The following is an 18,938-nucleotide window of genomic DNA, read 5'->3' on the forward strand; positions in this document are numbered from 1 at the left end:
CCTTTGTTGTGAATTTGAAAGTTCTGGCTTACCTATAGTGTATCTTTTTACCTTCTTTATTGTCTACATGTTAAACTTATGATGATGGACATCCTAAAAGGAGGAAGAAACAGTCGTGATCATTATCGAGAAGCAACATATTTCAAACATTCCTCTTTTGCATATTGTAAAAGAGGAGAAAAAAGAGAAAGCTCTTCCTCTTGTTTTCTTCATACATGGGTTTACAAGCGCAAAAGAGCATAACCTTCACTTCGCATATCTGCTTGCCGAAAAAGGAATGCGCGTGATCCTGCCTGAGGCTCTTTGTCACGGGGAGAGGGATGAACAGCTCACTCAGGAAGAGCTCGCCCCGAGGTTTTGGGAGATCGTCACGAATGAAATCAAAGAGCTCGAAGTGCTGAAAAACCACTTTGAACAGGAAAACCTGATTGAAAAGGGCCGTATCGGCGCCGCCGGAACTTCGATGGGCGGCATTGTCACGCTCGGCGCTTTGACCCAATACGAATGGATTACAACTGCCGTCAGTTTAATGGGCAGTCCCGCCTATGTAGAATTTTTTGATCAACAGCTCGCTTTTATGCGTGAAAAGAAAATTGAACTTCCTTTCACAGAAGAACAAATCGAACAGCAGCGCAATAAACTGAAGCGTTTTGACTTGAGTCTGCAGCCGGACAAATTGAAAATGAGGCCGCTTTTATTTTGGCACGGCAAACAGGATGGCACCGTTCCGTTTGCTTTGGCGCGCCGCTTCTATGAATCGACGATTCCGCTGTATAAAGCTCAGCCTGATCTGCTGCATTTTATCGAAGATGAGCGGGCCGGACATAAAGTATCGAGAGAAGGCCTTTTGAAAACAGTCGAATGGTTTGAAGCGCACCTTTAAGTGCTATCGTTTTAGAAAATGAACGAAGTGCGTTATACTGATGAAAAAAGGAGTGAGGAAGAGTGGATGAAGCATTAAAAGAGAACATCATGGGCGCCCTTGAACAGGTCGTTGACCCTGAACTGGGTGTCGATATCGTCAATCTCGGCCTTGTATATGACGTGGATATGGATGAGAACGGCAAAACAGACGTGACCATGACTTTAACTTCAATGGGCTGTCCGCTGGCGCCGATCATCGTAGATGAAGTCAAAAAAGCGCTCGCAGATATTCCAGAAGTCAAGGAAGTTGATGTTCAAATCGTCTGGAATCCGCCTTGGACACGGGACAAAATGTCGCGATATGCGAAAATCGCACTTGGCATCCAATAAACATTTTCAGAGCCTGCTCATTCGTTGACAGGCTCTTTCTTTTTCGAAAAGGGAGCCGCCGAAATAGATACGCGGGCGTATCCTGGCAGATCGCCACTCCTGTTATAAATAGAACGCTTGTAATAAGGCGTTCTTTTTTTATTGCAAAAACGCCAGTCGGCACATTCTCAGGTTTGAAAAACGGAGAATCCGGGAAGATGGGAACGGAGCACGACCAAGCCGCCGAAAGGACCGCCAGCGGGAGGAAAGAACCAATATGAAAGGTGAATGAAAAAATATTAAATATACAATTGAATTAATTTTTATTCATGTTATAATGTTAAATAATTTCACGAAGACCAAGAAGGTGAACTTGTTTTGAAAATAGGTATTATAGGTGCTACTGGCTATGGAGGGGCAGAGATTATGAGGATTATGAAGTCTCACCCTTATGCAGATGAATGCATATTGTATTCATCAAGTGATGAGGGAGCCCGCTATGATGCCGCATACCCGCACCTTATGAAACTGACAGATCAACACCTGCAACCAATCGAGGTAAAGAAGATTGCGAATGAAATCGATTTTTTATTTATGGCTGCGCCTCCGGGGGTATCCAGCCGGCTGACGCCACAGTTTAATGCATATGACATACCGATCATTGACCTGTCCGGCGATCTCAGGCTGCAGAACCCGAGCGTCTATGAAAAGTGGTACAAAAGGGAAGCCACGCCAGAACACGTGCTTCAAAAAGCGGTATACGGACTGTCTGAGCTGAATCGGGAAGACATTAAAACGGCGCAGTACATAGCCAATCCAGGATGTTTTCCGACAGCGGTTCTTCTAGGCTTGGCGCCGCTCGTCAAAAGCGGCAGCATCAACGAATCTTTTGTCATCATCGATGCGAAAACAGGGGTATCGGGAGCAGGCAGAAAGGCGTCGATGGGCACTCATTTTTCAGAGGTCAATGACAATTTCAAAATATACAAGGTAAACGAACACCAGCATACGCCTGAAATCGAGCAGACTGTTAAACAATGGGACTCCGCATTTAAACCGATCACATTCAGCACGCATTTAGTTCCGATGACAAGGGGCATTATGGCGACCATCTACACAGAGCTGAAAGACAGCATAGATGCCGAACAGCTCCAACTTATTTTTTCTAAATTTTATAAAGATTCATACTTTGTCAGGGTGAGAGAACCCGGTGCATTCCCTGCGACTAAAGAGGTGTACGGCAGCAATTTTTGCGATATCGGCGTTACCGTTGATGAACGGACGAACAGAGTGACAATTGTGTCAGTGATCGATAACTTGATGAAGGGAGCCGCGGGTCAGGCTGTTCAAAACTTCAACATTATGAACGGCTGGAGCGAAACCGCCGGGCTTGAATTTACGCCTATTTATCCATAAGACGGGAGAGAACAAACTTATGATTCAGGTGAGTCAAGACAGCATAAAAAAAACAGACGGAAGCGTCGCTTCGCCTAAAGGCTATCTGGCAAAAGGAGTTCACTGCGGCCTCCGCTATTCCAAAAAGGATCTTGGAATCATCATCAGCTCAAGACCGGCGGTGAGCGCCGCCGTTTATACGCAAAGCCACTTTCAGGCTGCGCCGATCAAGGTGACGCAGGAAAGTCTCAAAAAAAGCGCGCATTTGCAAGCCGTCATCGTCAACAGCGCCAATGCCAACGCATGCACGGGAGAGCAGGGCTTAAAAGATGCATATGAGATGCGCCGTCAAAGCGCTGATATGCTTGGGGTCGAGCCGGAACTGGTGGCCGTGTCCTCAACCGGCGTCATCGGCGAATACCTCAATATGGCGAGCATTACAAAAGGCATCAGCCTTCTCGCCGAGACTGAGCCTGCCGAAGGCGATTTCGAAGAAGCGATCTTAACGACAGACACGGTGATCAAACAAACGTGCTATGAACTGATGATCGGCGGTCAAAGAGTGACGATCGGCGGAGCGGCAAAAGGGTCGGGGATGATCCACCCGAATATGGCGACGATGCTCGGCTTTGTCACAACAGATGCATCCATCGAAGAAAGCGCGCTGCAAAGGGCATTGAGGGAAATTACGGACGTTTCATTCAACCAGATAACGGTCGACGGCGACACATCGACGAACGATATGGTGCTCGTCATGGCGAACGGATGCGCCGGAAATGAGCGCCTCCATGAAGAACACGAAGATTGGCCGATTTTCAAAAAAGGCCTGCAGCTTGTCTGCACAGACCTCGCCAAACAAATCGCGAGAGACGGGGAAGGGGCGACAAAGCTGATCGAGGTTGAAGTGAACGGCGCGAAAAGCAATCTTGAAGCGCAAATCATCGCCAAAAAAATCGTCGGCTCAAACCTTGTAAAAACCGCGGTTTACGGCACGGATGCGAACTGGGGCAGAATCGTTGTCGCAATCGGGGACAGCATGGCTGCTGTGACACCGGAGAAGGTGGAAATCCGCCTAGGCGGCCAATGCCTTTTTAAAAACAACGAACCGCAGCCTTTTTCAGAAGAGCTGGCCAAAACATATTTAGAAAACAGCGAAGTGAAAATCGAGGTTCACTTGCAGGAAGGTGAAGGAAAGGGTACGGCGTGGGGCTGCGATTTAACTTATGAATACGTCAAAATCAATGCGAGCTATCGTACGTAAAAAGGGGATCACAATGGATAAAACAATCGTTTTTAAATGCGGCGGAAGCGTCATCCGCGAACTATCGGACGAATTTTTTCAAAATCTGAAAGAGCTGACTGAAAGCGGCTGGAAAATCGCACTCGTCCACGGGGGCGGGCCCGATATTACAAAGATGCTGAAGAAACTCAATATTCGAACCGAATTCGTCAACGGACAGCGCAAGACGACAAAAGCGGTTCTTGAAGTTGCTGAGATGGTCTTGTCCGGTTCGATCAACAAATTTTTCGTTGCCGAGCTGACAAAGCACGGCCTTCCGGCTGTCGGCGTATCAGGAAAAGACGGGGGACTGCTCCTTGCCGACTATTTAAATGAAAAAGAATACGGTCAGGTCGGGCGCATTAAAAAAGTGAACGTCGGAATGGCCGAAGCGCTCATGGAAAAAGGGTTTATTCCGGTTATCGCCCCCCTCTCGATGACGGATGACTGTGAGACTTTGAATGTGAACGCCGATTTGGCGGCGTCGGCTGTTGCGGCAGCCTTGCGCGCTGACAAATTAATCTTTGTGACAGACGTCAACGGGATTATGAAAAACGAAGAAATGCTGAAAGAGCTGACGCCAGCAGACATCGAAAGCCTGATTGCTGAAGACGTGATCTCGGGAGGCATGATACCAAAAGTGGATTCTGCAAAGGAAGCCCTCACAGATGAAGTGGATGAAGTGATGATCGTGAGCGGAAAAGGATCTTTCCTCACGAAAGACGATTTCATCGGCACGAAAATCATTAAACAAAAGGAGGCCGTATTGTGAGTCATTTATTTCAGACGTACAGCCGCTGGAATATCAATATTAAAAAAGCGAAAGGCACGATCGTTCAGGATGAGAAGGGGAACGCCTATCTCGATTTCGTCCAGGGAATCGCGGTCTGCAATCTCGGGCATTGCCCTGATTCAGTGACAGCTGCTGTCAAAAAACAGCTTGATGATGTCTGGCATGTTTCCAATCTGTTTCAAAATGAACTTCAAGAAAAGGTTGCACAGCTTCTTGCCAAAAACAGTGCAGGCGATCTTGTCTTTTTTTGCAACAGCGGGGCGGAAGCGAATGAAGGGGCGGTGAAGCTCGCGCGAAAACACACGCAAAAAACAAAAATCGTAACGTTTCAGCAATCGTTCCACGGACGCACGTATGCGGGAATGGCCGCAACCGGACAGGAAAAGATCAAGCTCGGATTCGGACCGATGCTTGAAGGATTCCACTACTTACCTTACAACGAGCCGAAAGCATTTGCCGAATTGCAGGATGAAAAAGATATCGCGGCGGTGATGCTCGAGCCGATTCAAGGCGAAGGCGGCGTCATCCCTGCGAGCAGGGAATTTCTGCAGAGCGTTCAAGATTTTTGCCGCGAAAAGCAGGCTCTTCTTATCATTGACGAAGTTCAAACCGGAATCGGCCGCACCGGTAAAGCTTTCGGATATGAACACGAAGGGCTGTCACCTGATATCATCACCGTCGCGAAAGGGCTGGGCAGCGGTTTTCCGGTCGGAGCCGTCATCGGGAAAAAAGAGCTTTCAGAAGCGTTCTCTCCGGGTTCCCACGGCACGACATTCGGAGGGAACATGCTGGCGATGGCTGCGGCACACGCCACGTTGGAGACCATTTTTGAAAGCAGCTTTCTTGAAGAAGTGAGCGCCAAAGGAGCATTTTTGCATCAACAGCTGAAAGATAAGCTTCAATTTCCGTTTGTAAAAGATATCCGCGGGAAAGGGCTGATCGCCGGAATCGAGTGCAAAGAACCTGTGCAGCCGCTGATCGAAGCGCTTCAAAAGGAAGGCTTGCTCGTTCTTCCCGCGGGTCCGAACGTGATCAGACTACTGCCGCCATTGACGGTTGCGAAAAGCGAAATCAAAGCGGCCGTGGAAAAGCTGAAGGCTGTCATGGCAGATCATTCAGCTGTAAAACAGTAATTTTTTTTCGATATATCAGTATAAAAATTCATGAATATCATTATTTATTCATCAAAGGTGGGCATAAGATGGAAGGATATTTAGTTCTTGAAGATGGTACATCCTTCAGCGGTGAACTGGACGGTCTTGACGGCTGCACCGGTGAAGTCGTCTTTTTTACGGGCATGACCGGCTATCAGGAGGTTTTGACAGACCCTTCTTATAAAGGTCAGATTATTGTCTTTACGTACCCGCTGATCGGCAACTACGGAATAAATAAAAGCGATGAGGAGAGCAAACGGCCTCAGGTAAAAGGGGTTGTCGTCTATGAAGCGTGTGACAGGTTTTCCCATCATCAGGCGACAGAAAGCCTTCGGGAATACTTGGCGAAGTGGGATGTTCCGCTTTTATCGCACGTGGACACAAGAGCGGTTGTCCAGCATATCAGGGCAAAGGGGACGCTGAATGCCAGACTGACGAAACAAAAGGACGGCATTCCGGCTCCGCGCCAGCTAGAAAACTATGCGGCACAGGTTGCCGGACAAAACGAAAACGGCGCCTTCGGGGAAGGCAATACGCATATTGCGGTGATCGATTTCGGCTATAAAAAGTCGATCGCTTCATCGCTTGCAAACCGGGGCTGCAAAGTAACTGTCGTTCCCTATCAAGAGATGGACGGCATTTCAAAACTGAATCCGGACGGGATCGTCCTTTCAAACGGGCCGGGCGATCCGAAAGCGATCCTTCCATATATGGATGTGCTCCGGGATATCATCTCTTCCTATCCGACTCTCGGCATCTGCCTCGGACACCAGCTGATCGCGCTCGCATTCGGAAGCGATACGTATAAGCTTCCGTTCGGCCACAGGGGAGCTAATCATCCGGTCATGGACAAAGAGACCGGACGCGTGTTCATGACAAGCCAAAACCACAGCTATGTCGTCGATCGGGACACCATCAGCGAAAATGAATTTTCCGTCAGGTTTCATCATGTCAACGACGGTTCAGTAGAAGGGCTGATGCATAAAACACTGCCTGTCATTTCCGTTCAGTTTCATCCGGAAGCCCATCCGGGACCGGCTGAAAGCGAGTGGATATTCGGCGAATATTTGCAGAAATTGAACGAAGCAAGGAGAGAGATCGCCCATGCCTAAAGATCAAACCATCAACAGCATTCTCGTTATCGGATCGGGGCCGATTATTATCGGGCAGGCCGCTGAATTCGACTACTCCGGAACCCAGGGCTGCATGGCGCTGAAAAGCGAAGGCTACCGGGTGATTCTCGTCAACAGCAACCCGGCGACCATCATGACCGATGAATCTTTTGCAGATGAAATCTATTTTGAGCCCTTGACAGTGGAAAGCCTCACACAAATCATCAAGCGCGAAAAACCGGACGGACTGCTCGCCAATCTGGGCGGACAGACAGCGCTGAATTTAGCTGTCGAGCTCGAAAAGGCCGGCATTCTTAAAACATACGGGGTAAAGCTGCTTGGAACATCTGTCGATACGATCGAAAAGGGCGAAGACAGGGAAAAGTTCCGCGCCTTAATGAAGGAGCTGAACGAACCTGTGCCGGATTCAGAAATCGTTGACAATCAAGATGATGCGCTTCGTTTTGCGCTCTCAATCGGTTTTCCGATTATCGTGCGGCCGGCCTATACACTGGGCGGAAAAGGAGGCGGCATCGCGGCGACGAAAGAGGAGTTCCTGCCTTTAATCGAAAGCGCCCTCCTCGCAAGCCCGATTCATCAATGTCTTGTCGAAAAAAGCATTGCCGGTTTTAAAGAAATCGAATACGAAGTCATGCGTGACAGAAACAATACATGCATCACCGTCTGCAATATGGAAAACATCGATCCGGTCGGCGTCCATACGGGGGATTCGATCGTTGTCGCCCCGTCGCAGACATTAACGGATGCGGATTATCAATTGCTTCGTTCTGCCAGCTTAAAGATCATTTCCGCGCTCAATGTTGTCGGCGGCTGCAACATTCAATTCGCCCTGGACCCGGAAAGCAAAAATTATTATGTCATCGAGGTGAATCCGAGAGTAAGCCGTTCATCGGCGCTCGCCTCAAAAGCGACCGGCTATCCGATCGCAAAAATGGCGGCTAAACTGGCTGTCGGCTACACGCTTGCCGAGCTGAAAAATCCGCTCACAGATTCGACATACGCCAGCTTCGAGCCTGCGCTTGACTATGTCGTCGTCAAATTTCCACGCTGGCCGTTCGACAAATTCAAACAAGCCGACCGTAAGCTCGGCACGAAAATGAAAGCGACGGGAGAAGTCATGGCGATTGACCGCAATCTTGAAGCGGCCCTGCAAAAAGCGGTCGCATCCCTTGAGCTGAAAACGTCAGGAACCCACTTGCCCGAACTTGGCGGCGTATCTTCAGAAGTGTTGTGGAAGCTGCTTGAGACCCCTGATGACCGCCGTTTCTTTGCGGTCATGGAGCTGCTGAGCAGGGGGGCTTCCATCAGCGAGATACACGAGAAAACGAAAATCGATAACTATTTCCTTCATGTGTTTTCTAACATCATTCAGCTGGAAAACATGTTGATGGAACAGGGAGACGCGCTGTCCGTCAGCCTTTTGAAAAAGGTGAAAGAAAAGGGATTTACCGACTTTACGATCGCTTCCCTCACCGGAAAGACGGAAGAAGAAGTGCGCGCACTCCGCAAGAAAATGGGCATTGCCGCATCCTTTAAAATCGTCGATACATGCGCAGCTGAATTTGATGCGAAGACAAACTATTTTTACTCGACGTATTTCGGGAAAAGCGACGGAGACATTTCTCAAAAAACGAATAAGCGCGCACTGATTATCGGTTCCGGCCCGATACGGATCGGCCAGGGAGTCGAGTTTGACTACAGCGCCGTGCACGGCGTCATGACGCTGAAAAATCTCGGGTTTGAAACGATCATGCTGAACAACAACCCGGAAACCGTCAGCACGGATTATGAAATGGCAGACCGTCTGTACTTTGAACCGATTACACCCGAGCATATTCTCAATGTCGCTGAAGCGGAAGACATCGACTTTGCGATTGTTCAATTCGGCGGCCAATCCGCCATCAATGTGGCTGAAGCGATTGAAAAAGCGGGCATCACCCTGCTTGGTACATCATCGGAAACCCTTGACATACTTGAAGACCGCGATCAATTTTATCAGCTTCTTGACGAGCTCGGCATCTCCCATGCCAAAGGAGAAACGGCTTCATCAAAAGCGGAAGCGGTGCAGAAAGCGAACGAAATCGGCTATCCTGTGCTGATCAGGCCGTCATATGTGATCGGCGGCATGGGCATGATGATCGTTCACTCCGAGGCGGAGCTCAGAGAGCTGCTGGGCGGAGCATCGCAAATGCCTTACCCGATTCTGATCGATCAATACGTATCGGGAAAAGAGTTTGAAATCGACCTTGTCAGCGATGGCGACGATCTTTATATCCCGACTTATATCGAGCATATTGAAAAAGCGGGCGTGCATTCAGGTGACAGCTACGCGATTTTGCCGGGGCCTTCGGTCACTCCGGAGATGAAAAGCGCCGCGCGGGATGCTGCCGCAAAAATCGTCCGCAAGCTCGGATTTAAGGGCATTATGAACATTCAATTTATAGCGGATGCGGATGAACTGCTCATCCTTGAAGTCAATCCGAGGGCGAGCCGGACGGTTCCGGTTGTCAGCAAGGTGATGGGTGTTCCGATGATCCCGCTTGCGGCGCAGCTGTTGGCCGGTTCGTCACTCAAAGAATTGAAGCCCGCCGCCAAAAATTCACGCGGCGTTGCCGTGAAGTTTCCGGTCTTTTCATCGCACGCTATCCAGGATGTCGATTTGAAGCTTGGGCCGGAAATGAAATCGACCGGAGAAGGCATGTATGTCGGCTTCAATCCGGAAAGCGCCCTGAAGAAAATCTTTGCGGGAATCTGGCAAACGAAAGGCTGCATTTACATGGAAGGGGCCGGCGAGCTTCGTTCTCTCGCAGAACAGGCGGGCTTCACCGTACAGTCGGACGATTTTCCGGGCTGGATCAAACGGAAAGACAAAGCGCTGCACATCCATTTAGCCGAATCAAAAGAAGCGAGCAAGCAGCGAATGGAAGCCGTCACCCACGGTGTGGCGGTGATGACGGAGGAAGAGACGGTGCGGGCATTTTTGACGAGCGGGCATGGAACGACTAAAGCCGTGTCCCTTAAAGATTTATATATAAAGGAAGTGGAGACATGTCTACTGTAAACATCGGGGCGACCCGGGAAATCAATCTGTCGGGCAACGATTTTTTAAGCCTGAAAGACTTTTCAAAAGAAGAGATCGTTTATTTGCTGAAAGAGGCAGCAGAGATGAAGCAAAATAAAATTCAAGACATCTTTAAAGGAAAAACATTGGCGATGATCTTTGAAAAGTCGTCGACGAGAACGCGCGTATCATTTGAAGCCGGAATGGCGCAGCTCGGCGGAAACGCCCTGTTTTTAAGCAGTAAAGACATGCAGCTGGGCAGAGGGGAAACGATCGCAGATACCGCGAAAGTGCTTTCGGGCTATGTCGACGCGATTATGATCCGCACATTCGAGCACGAAAAAGTCGAAGAGCTTGCCAAGCATGCCGAGATTCCCGTGATCAACGGATTGACCGATCTTTTTCATCCGTGTCAGGCGCTTAGTGACCTCTTGACGATTCAAGAGATGAAAGGAACATTAAAAGGGCTGAAAGCCGTTTATGTTGGAGACGGAAACAATGTCGCGCATTCGCTGTTAATCGGCTGCGCGAAAGTGGGATGCGACATTACGGTCGCTTCGCCTGAAGGGTATGAGCCGAATCAGGAAGTGGTAAAACTGGCCGAGGGATTCGCCGAAGAGTCCGGAGCGGCCGTCACAATCACAAATGACCCCGTGTCAGCCGTTCAACATGCGGATGTCATCTATTCTGATGTGTTTACAAGCATGGGCCAGGAGAAGGAAGCCGAAGAACGGATGAATATCTTTGCTCCTTACCAGGTCAACGGAACGCTTGTCTCCCATGCCAAACCGGATTACGTCTTTCTGCACTGCCTTCCTGCCCACAGGGAAGAAGAGGTCACCGCAGAGATCATCGACGGCCCGAATTCAGCGGTATTCCAGCAGGCTGAAAACCGCCTGCACGTCCAAAAAGCTTTATTAAAAGCACTGTTATCTTAAAATAAAAAACAGCTGATCACAATTGATCAGCTGTTTTTCTAGGCGAATATCAAAACGGCGATGCCGATGACAAAGCAGTAAATCGAGAAATAAACCAAGTTTCCTTTCGCCATAATATTCATGAACCAGCGCAATGAAAAGTATGTAGCGATAATCGATGCGATGAACGCAAACAAATAAGGAAGGAAAAGCACCCCTAAACGCGGATCATGAAAAATATCGGTAATGCTTAAAATGGTCCCGCCAAGACTGACCGGTATGTACAGTAAAAATGAAAACCTGAGCGCGGTTTCAGATTTGAGGCCGAGCGCCATCGCAGGCACGATCGTCGCTCCCGAACGGCTGATGCCGGGAACAAGTGCCACCATTTGCGACAAGCCGATGATCACGGCGTCTCTCAGCCTGATTTCGCCGTCGTTTTTGCGGCCGCGCAAATTGCGAATGAGAAACAATGCCAGACCCGTGATCAGCAAAGTAACCGCGGTAATCCGGACGCCGTCTTTAAAGAAAGCCGAAATCTCATCATCAAATAAAACGCCGATGACACCGGCAGGAATCGTGGCGATGATCAGATAGATGATAAACCTGAAGTCCGCTTTTCCTTTTTCATTTTTTGATGTGACATAAGACAGTCCGTTTACCGCCAGCCTGAAAATATCGTTTTTATAAACGAGCAATACGGCAATTAAAGAACCGGCATTCATCAAAAGCTCAAAACTGAAGCCTTCAATGTTCAGGCCTAAAAAGTGCTGTGCCAGCACCAAGTGGCCGCTTGAAGAAACAGGGATCGGTTCTGTGAACCCCTGAAGCAACCCTAAAAGGATATACTTGATCAACATTAAAAAATCCATGATACTCCTCCGTTTCCCACAAGTTGTGACGCCTTTTAAAAGACGGAATGAACGGGCGGTTCGTTTCAATTTTCGGAATACTTTTCTCATTAAACTACACAAAGCAAACAGATGTAAAGATAAAATCGACATGTTTTTTGGGAGAGTGGGGCAATCTAATCATAAAAGGGAGTGAAGCAAATGGGACAGCAGCGTCAATTCCGGCCGGGCCAAAAAGCGCCCAATAATGGAGTGTATGTGGAGATCGGCGAAACGGGAAGCATGGTTCAGAACCCTCAGCAAATCAAATTGAGCGCCGGCGAGTTCTTCCCTGAAACCTCCAACCATAACCGGCTCTGGACTTATAAAAGAAAGCCTTAAAAAACAGCCGTCTTTTTCGGACGGCTGGCTGTCTAAAGCAAAAAACCCCGCTTTCAAAAGCCGGGTTTTTAATGTTGACTTGCATCCTGTTTAACAGGCATAATTTCTCCAAGAACAATAACGGCTGCGGTGATGATAAAGCCCATAATGACACTGGTTTGAAGGTCATACCCAGCACCGTTCATGGCGCCGACAATATAGCAGGCCATCTGCGTCAAAAGAAATGTCCAGAAAAAAGCGACCACAAATCGCACGTTTCCCACCTCGTCCTTCTCATTCAATTCTAAAACTTATCATACCATATACATAGCCAGCTGGAAAAGACATTTTAGTGAACAAGACAGGGCTTTCAACCTCTGTTTTCAGAAATATCAGAAAGGACATTTCATTAAAGTTCATTTTTCATCATGAAGACTGGGACTTTTCCTTATTCGTTTGCTGCACGTACGACATAAAATAATGAGCAGATTACGGCAGGAAGGAGGCAGGCAAGTGATGAAAATAACCGAACGTTTTTTTCAAGTGGATTCAGAATGGAACGTGGTTCATCTTCCGTACAAGCCGAACGGTTTTCTGGTGTTCATTTTCGGCGACCGGAACCATTTCGTCGGGGAAGATTCGAGCTTCTGGCTTCAGCATTACGGGAGAAATCAGCTTCTAACGAGCCTGAGCAACAAAGGCTACACCCTGGTAAACAGCAATTTGTTCGGCAGGCACTGGGGCTCCGAAAAAGCGGTTGCATACGCTAAACAGCTGATTCATTACGTGTTCAAACAAGAGATTTTAAATGAAAAAATTCATCTATTGGCGGAAGGCACAGGCGCCCTCATTGCAGATGAGCTCCTTCGCTCGATCCCGAACCAAATACGTTCTGCAGCGATGATTAATCCTTGCCTCGATCTTCAGGCTCATCATAAACGAGAAAAAGAAAACAAGTTTTTCTACAAACAGTTTATTAAAGAAATTGCCGAAAGCTACGGAATTACGGAGCGGGAGGCTGCCGATTATCCGTTCAAAAGCATCTCCCCTTATCACAATCTCGTACCCGTTCATATTTGGCAAAGACTGAACGGCTCACCGTATCCGTATATGATTCATGCCAAAACGTTTGAGGAGCGCCAGATTAAAGGCCGTCACAGCGTGGGGCTTACCCTGCACCTGCCTGAACATCCTCAGCGCATTCATTCAGCAATCGCGAACTTTTTCAAAACGCATGAAAAAGTCTTATAGAGAATAGAATAATAGCAGCCCGAAAATGGTGAAAAGGGCTGTTTTTTGCTTGGTTAAAAAAGCTGAAACGAAAGGTGGTCCATCGAATGAAGCCGGCACTTGTATATGGAGCAGATGAGTTCTTCGGCCTTTCATTTTGTGAACATCTACTTGAAGAGGGTGTTGACATCGATGTAAAGCTGGAACAGACAAGCGACGAAAAAAAGCTGATGTACCTCGAAGAGCGGCTGATGTGGCTTGGAAGAAACCAGCATTTCCGTCTCATCGAAAAAGAGCTTGAAGCCCCGTACGAACAAGTCTTCATCCAATACACAGGCTCAGTGCCGGAAGAAGCGCTGGCTGCCGGCGTTGAAAACAAGCCTGTTATTCTGTTTGTCTATCAAGAACAATTCGAAGAGGATTTACGCGCCGGCATGGAGGAAAAGGGCGTTGAACTGATCGTGCTTCCGGATCTGTTCGGTCCGTGGGACGTCAGGGCAGAGGATAAACAAAACAGGGACGGAGCGCTTTTTGTGAACGACGCGGCCGCACAAGCCGCTGCCTGTGCTGTTGAAAAAGATTTTTCAGATTTGCAGTTTGTACAGGAGACGCCAGCCGATAAAGCCAATGAGATCATTGAAGAATGGAGCAGACAAATGTCTACATTTTTCGACAAAAAATAAGAAAGATCTTCCTAATTTACACTTGAAAGGATACAATAAAGATAGATTTGAATTGCTGTTTTTTTCGAAAGGGAGTTGAACATGGCATGGTGTACAGGCTTGTCGCGATTTTTTTCATTCTCCTGGCGCTAAGCGGCTGCGGACAATCGCCGCTGAAAGGGAAAATTGAAAAAGTCGGTTTGCTTGTCCCTGATACGATAAATGACCAAGTATGGGGAACCAAAGGATATAAAGGATTATTAAGAATACAATCCGTCTATAATGTCGACGTCTATTATAAAGAGGGAATCGATAATGACGCTGCCATTAATATGGCTGTAGAAGATTTTCATAAAAAAGGCGTCAACCTCATCTACGGGCACGGAAGCGAATATGAAAAAGCCTTTAATGAGATATGCAAAGATTATCCTGATATTCATTTTGTTTTAATGAACTCGAAAGCCGACCACCAAAATGTGACAAGCATATCGCTTGAAGGTGAAGCGATGGGGTTTTTCGGCGGAATGACGGCGGCCCATCAGTCAAAAACAAAGAAAATCGGCGTCCTCGCAACGTATAAATGGCAGCCTGAAGTAGAAGGGTTTGCCGAAGGGGCAAAATACCTCGATCCGGACATTGAGGTGATGACAGAATATGTCGGCCAGTGGGACGACAGCGAAAATGCCGTCAAACTGTATGAAAAAATGAAGAAGGCGGGCGCGGATGTTGTGTATCCGGCCGGGGACGGGTATAATGTCCCTGTCATTGAACAAATCAAAAAGGACGGGCTGTACGCTATCGGCTATGTTAGCGACCAGTCGGAATTGGGTGAGAATGTCGTTTTGACAAGCACCATACAGCATGTAGACGACGCTTATGAACTCACCGCCGATGAGTTTAATAAAGGAACGCTTAAAGGCGGCAAGCGCTCATTTGACATTCAAGACGGCGTCATCGAAATGGGAGAATTCAGCCCTGTTGTCGATCAGTCATTTCAAGAAAAGATGAATCGGCTGATTGACGAATACAAAAAAACAAACAAACTGCCAAACGAACATTGAGGTGATCAAGATGCACGAAAAATCGATGGAATTTTTGCAAATTGCCATGAAGTACGTTCCGGAAGCGAAAGCAGAGATGGAGAAAGCGGGAATCGAACTTTCCCCGGAAATGCTTGAGCCGTTCATGAACTTGTTTACGAAAGTGATGGCCGAGGCTTACGAGCTCGGTAAAGCGGAAGCCGGTTCAGACGCCTGACTTAAACGCCCGCAAACGCTTAAAAAGCCACTTTTCAGAAGAAGTGGCTTTTTTATATGGAAATCTTATTTTTCAAAGCGCTGACCATTGAGCCGATTTCTTTAAACACAGGCTTCAGCTCATCGATCGAATCCATGATTTCTCCAACCTGATTCAACACGTGCATGTAATCGGCTTCCTGGGGAACTTCAGCGTCTTCGGCAGTTTCCGCATCCGCATCCGTCTCCGTCTCTTCATGCCTGCCGGGTGCGTTTGCGCCAAACATCATTTTTGTGAAAAAATCGTCGTTCGCCACTCTTCATCCCTCCTTTTTCATATATATCACTACTATATGAATGTTTTGGTCTGCTAGATTAGACGAATATATTGCCAACTAAAAAAAAATAGGGTAGGATTAGTACCAGATACTAATAATAACTCATAACATTAGTTGGAAAAAATCATGAATAAAGGAGTCTTTCCTATGAAAGCTGGAATTATTGGAATCGGCCGGTACATCCCTGAAAAGGTGCTGACCAATTTCGACTTGGAAAAAATGGTTGAAACTTCTGACGAGTGGATTCGTACAAGAACAGGCATAGAAGAAAGAAGAATCGCAGCTGAAGATGAGAAAACATCCGACATGGCTGTGGCCGCCGCTAGAAGAGCGATGGAAGACGCAAAGATCGAGGCGGAAGATCTTGATATGATTCTCGTCGCCACCGTTACTCCTGATCAGGCATTCCCGACAGTGTCCTGCATGATTCAAGAAAAGCTCGGTGCATTCAATGCCTGTGCGATGGATATCAGCGCAGCGTGCGCCGGTTTTATGTACGGTTTAGTCACTGGAAAACAGTTTATCGAAGCCGGAACGTATAAGCATGTGCTTGTCATTGGAGTTGAAAAGCTCTCAAGCATTACCGACTGGGATGACCGCAATACCGCTGTTCTGTTCGGAGACGGTGCGGGCGCCGCAGTTGTCGGGCCTGTCAGCGACGATAAAGGGATTTTGTCCTTTGAGCTCGGTGCAGACGGAAGAGGCGGAAAGCACTTGTACTTGGATGAAAAAGATCATACAATCATGAATGGCAGAGAAGTGTTCAAGTTTGCCGTCCGCCAAATGGGTGAATCCAGTGTGAATGTCATTGAAAAAGCCGGATTATCCAAAGAAGATGTCGACTTTTTGGTGCCGCATCAAGCCAACATCCGGATCATGGAAGCGGCGCGCGAACGTTTGGAGCTTCCAGTCGAAAAAATGTCTAAAACGGTTCATAAATACGGAAACACATCAGCTGCTTCTATTCCGATTTCTCTTGTGGAAGAGCTTGAAGCTGGTAAAATAAAAGACGGTGACGTCATTGTGATGGTCGGCTTCGGCGGAGGTTTGACATGGGGAGCCATCGCCATGCGCTGGGGCCGCTAAAAGAAAGGTGAGGTGCAACTTATGAATAGTAAAAGAGTAGTCATTACCGGATTAGGAGCTTTATCACCTCTTGGTAATGACGTCAAAACGAGCTGGAACAACGCGGTCAACGGAGTTTCCGGAATCGGCCCGATTACAAGGGTGAACGCGGACGAGTATCCAGCTAAAGTAGCTGCGGAACTGAAAGATTTTAAGATAGAAGATTACATGGATAAAAAAGACGCGAGAAAAATGGACCGCTTCACACAATATGCCGTTGTGTCGGCGAAAATGGCCGTGGAAGACGCGGGGCTCGACATTAACGAGAGCAACGCAGACCGGGTCGGCGTCTGGGTCGGTTCCGGGATCGGCGGCCTTGAAACGCTTGAACAGCAGTTCGAAACATTTTTAACAAAAGGACCGCGGCGCGTCAGCCCGTTCTTTGTACCGATGATGATTCCTGACATGGCGACCGGCCAGATTTCGATCTCTCTCGGTGCAAAAGGGGTCAACTCTTGTACAGTGACGGCTTGCGCGACGGGTACGAACTCAATCGGCGACGCCTTTAAAGTCATTCAGCGCGGCGATGCAGATGTCATGATCTCCGGAGGAACGGAAGCCCCGCTTACAAGAATGTCGTTTGCCGGCTTTTCCGCCAATAAAGCGCTGTCCACTAATCCGGATCCGAAAACGGCAAGCCGTCCGTTTGACAAAAACCGCGACGGCTTCGTCATGGGAGAAGGAGCGGGAATCGTCGTTCTTGAGGAGCTTGAGCACGCGTTAAACCGCGGAGCGACAATCTACGCGGAAGTGGTCGGCTACGGATCAACGGGAGACGCCTATCACATCACGGCTCCTGCGCCAAATGGGGAAGGCGGCGTCAGAGCCATGAAAGAAGCGATCAAAGATGCGGGTCTGTCCCCTGAGAGCATTGATTATATCAATGCGCACGGAACAAGCACGCCATACAATGATAAATTTGAAACGATCGCCATTAAAGAAGTGTTCGGAGAGCATGCCTACAAGCTTGCCGTCAGCTCGACAAAATCGATGACAGGGCACTTGCTCGGGGCTGCCGGAGGCATCGAAGCGATTTTCTCCGTCCTTGCCATTAAGGAAGGCATCATTCCTCCGACAATCAATATCGAAACGCCTGATGAAGATTGCGATCTGGACTATGTACCGGATCAAGCCCGCCGCCAGGACGTGAATGTCGTGCTCAGCAACTCGCTCGGTTTCGGCGGACACAACGCAACACTGATTTTCAAAAAATATGAATAACCGCAATATAAACGGCTGCCATTTAGATGGTGGCCGTTTTTTTTAGCGTGCATACCATACAGATGAAAAAGGAGTGTGATCTAAAATGAGCATAGCAAGCACGTATGAATGGCTTGAACAGGCTTCATCCGTGCGGGAATTGTCAAGCTTTCTCCTGCCGTATTTTAAAGGCGCTTCAAAAGCGGATGCGGCGGCGATTGTCAGCCACCTGCAGACCCACGGTATGTTCCGTTCGTGGACGGACGGCGAGCGTACGATGAAGCAGCTTAAGAAAAACGGCGTATTTCAGCATGTCAGACGGGAAGAACAGCTGCTCTGCAAAAGATGGAACGGGCCGGATGTTCCGATTTTCATCCTGCCGGTCGATGAAAGAAACCGCAAAATCCGCGTCGAATTCGGCTCGAAATCAGGCCTCGCGTTCAGCGACAAATTATTTTTGTTTTTATCAGCCGATCTTCCCCGGTCATCGATTTCTGCGATCATGACGCACGAATATAATCACGTTTGCCGGTTAGAAAATATGCCGAAAGAAGAAAAAAAGATGACGCTGCTTGATACAATCATTCTCGAAGGCATCGCGGAATATGCCGTTTTCGAACGGTTGGGGGAAGCCGAAACAGCTGCATGGACGTCATATTACTCCGAAAAACAGCTTCGTCATTTCCAGGACCGGTTCGTAAAGCCTCATTTCGAGCTGCGCCGACATGATAGCCGACTATTCTCCAATATTTTATTTGGAAAAGGGCACTACCCCGACATGCTCGGATATGCTGTCGGTTACAGTATTGTAAAAAAATATTTATCGGCTCGAAATTTGAAGGTTGCCGACGTTTTATCCTTTCCGTCAGAAGACTTTATAAAGCTATCGCTTTAAAATACTAAAATTATGGGATTAAATTAATATTATTACAAAAAATCAAAAAACTCCTTGCTTTTGTAATGATTATGTAA

General features: G+C 48.0%; 20 protein-coding genes. 17 read left to right on the forward strand and 3 right to left on the reverse strand.

The genetic code is table 11. The features are described 5' to 3' along the window. The first annotated feature begins 115 nt into the window (after nt 1–115). The 9 genes from MHI30_RS06185 (at nt 116) to argF (ending at nt 10,986) form a co-directional block, all read left to right on the forward strand. Entirely contained in the window at nt 116–883 is a 768-nt protein-coding gene (locus tag MHI30_RS06185; protein WP_075754967.1) for a prolyl oligopeptidase family serine peptidase, read from the forward strand. Nucleotides 884–945: 62 nt separating this feature from the next. Next, entirely contained in the window at nt 946–1,254 is a 309-nt protein-coding gene (locus MHI30_RS06190; RefSeq protein ID WP_075754968.1) for a metal-sulfur cluster assembly factor, read from the forward strand. Between the two features lie 357 nt (nt 1,255–1,611). Beyond that, complete coding sequence (argC, locus tag MHI30_RS06195; RefSeq protein WP_075754970.1) at nt 1,612–2,649, forward strand: N-acetyl-gamma-glutamyl-phosphate reductase; 1,038 nt, start codon at nt 1,612–1,614, stop codon at nt 2,647–2,649. 19 nt (nt 2,650–2,668) lie between these two features. Beyond that, nucleotides 2,669–3,889 carry a bifunctional ornithine acetyltransferase/N-acetylglutamate synthase gene (gene argJ, locus MHI30_RS06200; RefSeq protein WP_075754972.1) on the forward strand — a complete coding sequence of 407 codons (1,221 nt, stop codon included), beginning with the start codon at nt 2,669–2,671 and terminating at the stop codon, nt 3,887–3,889. Nucleotides 3,890–3,902: 13 nt separating this feature from the next. Then, nucleotides 3,903–4,679 (forward strand): acetylglutamate kinase, encoded by a 777-nt coding sequence (gene argB, locus MHI30_RS06205; protein WP_075754974.1) that lies wholly within the window; start codon nt 3,903–3,905, stop codon nt 4,677–4,679. Then, nucleotides 4,676–5,833, forward strand: coding sequence for an acetylornithine transaminase (locus MHI30_RS06210; protein WP_075754976.1), 1,158 nt, complete (start codon nt 4,676–4,678; stop codon nt 5,831–5,833). The genes argB and MHI30_RS06210 overlap by 4 nt, the downstream gene beginning before the upstream one ends. Before the next feature lie 68 nt (nt 5,834–5,901). Next, nucleotides 5,902–6,966 (forward strand): carbamoyl phosphate synthase small subunit, encoded by a 1,065-nt coding sequence (locus MHI30_RS06215; RefSeq protein ID WP_075754978.1) that lies wholly within the window; start codon nt 5,902–5,904, stop codon nt 6,964–6,966. After that, the gene (locus MHI30_RS06220; protein WP_075754980.1) at nt 6,959–10,048 is read left to right on the forward strand and encodes a carbamoyl phosphate synthase large subunit; all 3,090 of its coding nucleotides are present in this window, start codon (nt 6,959–6,961) and stop codon (nt 10,046–10,048) included. Before MHI30_RS06215 ends, MHI30_RS06220 begins: the two co-directional genes overlap by 8 nt. After that, nucleotides 10,036–10,986, forward strand: coding sequence for an ornithine carbamoyltransferase (gene argF / locus MHI30_RS06225; RefSeq protein ID WP_075754982.1), 951 nt, complete (start codon nt 10,036–10,038; stop codon nt 10,984–10,986). The genes MHI30_RS06220 and argF overlap by 13 nt, the downstream gene beginning before the upstream one ends. Nucleotides 10,987–11,024: 38 nt before the next feature. Here the strand turns inward: argF and MHI30_RS06230 are convergent, their stop codons facing one another. Beyond that, nucleotides 11,025–11,837 carry an undecaprenyl-diphosphate phosphatase gene (locus MHI30_RS06230; protein WP_075754984.1) on the reverse strand — a complete coding sequence of 271 codons (813 nt, stop codon included), beginning with the start codon at nt 11,835–11,837 and terminating at the stop codon, nt 11,025–11,027. A gap of 180 nt (nt 11,838–12,017) precedes the next feature. Between MHI30_RS06230 and MHI30_RS06235 the strand changes: the two genes are divergently transcribed. Further along, a complete protein-coding gene (locus tag MHI30_RS06235; protein ID WP_003180573.1) occupies nt 12,018–12,197 on the forward strand; it encodes a YjzC family protein in 180 nt (59 codons plus the stop codon). Nucleotides 12,198–12,265: 68 nt separating this feature from the next. On the opposite strand, the gene MHI30_RS06240 is transcribed toward MHI30_RS06235, so the two are convergent. After that, entirely contained in the window at nt 12,266–12,460 is a 195-nt protein-coding gene (locus MHI30_RS06240) for a YjzD family protein (RefSeq protein ID WP_009328851.1), read from the reverse strand. Nucleotides 12,461–12,692: 232 nt separating this feature from the next. Here MHI30_RS06240 and MHI30_RS06245 point away from each other — a divergent pair, with 232 nt between their 5' ends. The 4 genes from MHI30_RS06245 (at nt 12,693) to MHI30_RS06260 (ending at nt 15,325) form a co-directional block, all read left to right on the forward strand. Continuing rightward, on the forward strand, nt 12,693–13,427 hold the full coding sequence (locus tag MHI30_RS06245) for a hypothetical protein (RefSeq protein WP_075754986.1): 735 nt from the start codon (nt 12,693–12,695) through the stop codon (nt 13,425–13,427). Between the two features lie 86 nt (nt 13,428–13,513). Continuing rightward, the gene (locus MHI30_RS06250; RefSeq protein WP_075754988.1) at nt 13,514–14,089 is read left to right on the forward strand and encodes a hypothetical protein; all 576 of its coding nucleotides are present in this window, start codon (nt 13,514–13,516) and stop codon (nt 14,087–14,089) included. Nucleotides 14,090–14,175: 86 nt separating this feature from the next. After that, complete coding sequence (locus tag MHI30_RS06255; RefSeq protein ID WP_075754990.1) at nt 14,176–15,129, forward strand: BMP family ABC transporter substrate-binding protein; 954 nt, start codon at nt 14,176–14,178, stop codon at nt 15,127–15,129. A gap of 10 nt (nt 15,130–15,139) precedes the next feature. After that, nucleotides 15,140–15,325 carry a ComZ family protein gene (locus MHI30_RS06260; protein WP_011197761.1) on the forward strand — a complete coding sequence of 62 codons (186 nt, stop codon included), beginning with the start codon at nt 15,140–15,142 and terminating at the stop codon, nt 15,323–15,325. A 52-nt stretch (nt 15,326–15,377) separates the two neighbouring features. Here the strand turns inward: MHI30_RS06260 and MHI30_RS06265 are convergent, their stop codons facing one another. Then, nucleotides 15,378–15,620, reverse strand: coding sequence for a hypothetical protein (locus MHI30_RS06265; protein ID WP_075754992.1), 243 nt, complete (start codon nt 15,618–15,620; stop codon nt 15,378–15,380). A gap of 168 nt (nt 15,621–15,788) precedes the next feature. Here MHI30_RS06265 and MHI30_RS06270 point away from each other — a divergent pair, with 168 nt between their 5' ends. The 3 genes from MHI30_RS06270 (at nt 15,789) to MHI30_RS06280 (ending at nt 18,861) form a co-directional block, all read left to right on the forward strand. Further along, complete coding sequence (locus tag MHI30_RS06270) at nt 15,789–16,727, forward strand: beta-ketoacyl-ACP synthase III (protein WP_075754994.1); 939 nt, start codon at nt 15,789–15,791, stop codon at nt 16,725–16,727. 21 nt (nt 16,728–16,748) lie between these two features. After that, complete coding sequence (gene fabF, locus MHI30_RS06275) at nt 16,749–17,987, forward strand: beta-ketoacyl-ACP synthase II (RefSeq protein ID WP_065643384.1); 1,239 nt, start codon at nt 16,749–16,751, stop codon at nt 17,985–17,987. Between the two features lie 85 nt (nt 17,988–18,072). Next, complete coding sequence (locus tag MHI30_RS06280) at nt 18,073–18,861, forward strand: DUF2268 domain-containing protein (protein WP_075754996.1); 789 nt, start codon at nt 18,073–18,075, stop codon at nt 18,859–18,861. The last annotated feature ends 77 nt before the right edge of the window (nt 18,862–18,938 follow it).

The organism is Bacillus sp. FSL L8-0528 (assembly GCF_038593085.1).
In the GTDB taxonomy this organism is placed as follows: domain Bacteria; phylum Bacillota; class Bacilli; order Bacillales; family Bacillaceae; genus Bacillus; species Bacillus paralicheniformis.

Coding starts and splice junctions, on each gene's coding strand:
- fabF (WP_065643384.1), top strand. CDS start 16,749: ATGAATAGTAAAAGAGTAGTCATTACCGGATTAGGAGCTTTATCACCT.
- MHI30_RS06230 (WP_075754984.1), bottom strand. CDS start 11,837: ATGGATTTTTTAATGTTGATCAAGTATATCCTTTTAGGGTTGCTTCAG.
- MHI30_RS06245 (WP_075754986.1), top strand. CDS start 12,693: ATGAAAATAACCGAACGTTTTTTTCAAGTGGATTCAGAATGGAACGTG.
- MHI30_RS06235 (WP_003180573.1), top strand. CDS start 12,018: ATGGGACAGCAGCGTCAATTCCGGCCGGGCCAAAAAGCGCCCAATAAT.
- MHI30_RS06255 (WP_075754990.1), top strand. CDS start 14,176: ATGGTGTACAGGCTTGTCGCGATTTTTTTCATTCTCCTGGCGCTAAGC.
- MHI30_RS06280 (WP_075754996.1), top strand. CDS start 18,073: ATGAGCATAGCAAGCACGTATGAATGGCTTGAACAGGCTTCATCCGTG.
- argJ (WP_075754972.1), top strand. CDS start 2,669: ATGATTCAGGTGAGTCAAGACAGCATAAAAAAAACAGACGGAAGCGTC.
- MHI30_RS06250 (WP_075754988.1), top strand. CDS start 13,514: ATGAAGCCGGCACTTGTATATGGAGCAGATGAGTTCTTCGGCCTTTCA.
- MHI30_RS06215 (WP_075754978.1), top strand. CDS start 5,902: ATGGAAGGATATTTAGTTCTTGAAGATGGTACATCCTTCAGCGGTGAA.
- MHI30_RS06260 (WP_011197761.1), top strand. CDS start 15,140: ATGCACGAAAAATCGATGGAATTTTTGCAAATTGCCATGAAGTACGTT.
- MHI30_RS06220 (WP_075754980.1), top strand. CDS start 6,959: ATGCCTAAAGATCAAACCATCAACAGCATTCTCGTTATCGGATCGGGG.
- MHI30_RS06270 (WP_075754994.1), top strand. CDS start 15,789: ATGAAAGCTGGAATTATTGGAATCGGCCGGTACATCCCTGAAAAGGTG.
- argF (WP_075754982.1), top strand. CDS start 10,036: ATGTCTACTGTAAACATCGGGGCGACCCGGGAAATCAATCTGTCGGGC.
- argB (WP_075754974.1), top strand. CDS start 3,903: ATGGATAAAACAATCGTTTTTAAATGCGGCGGAAGCGTCATCCGCGAA.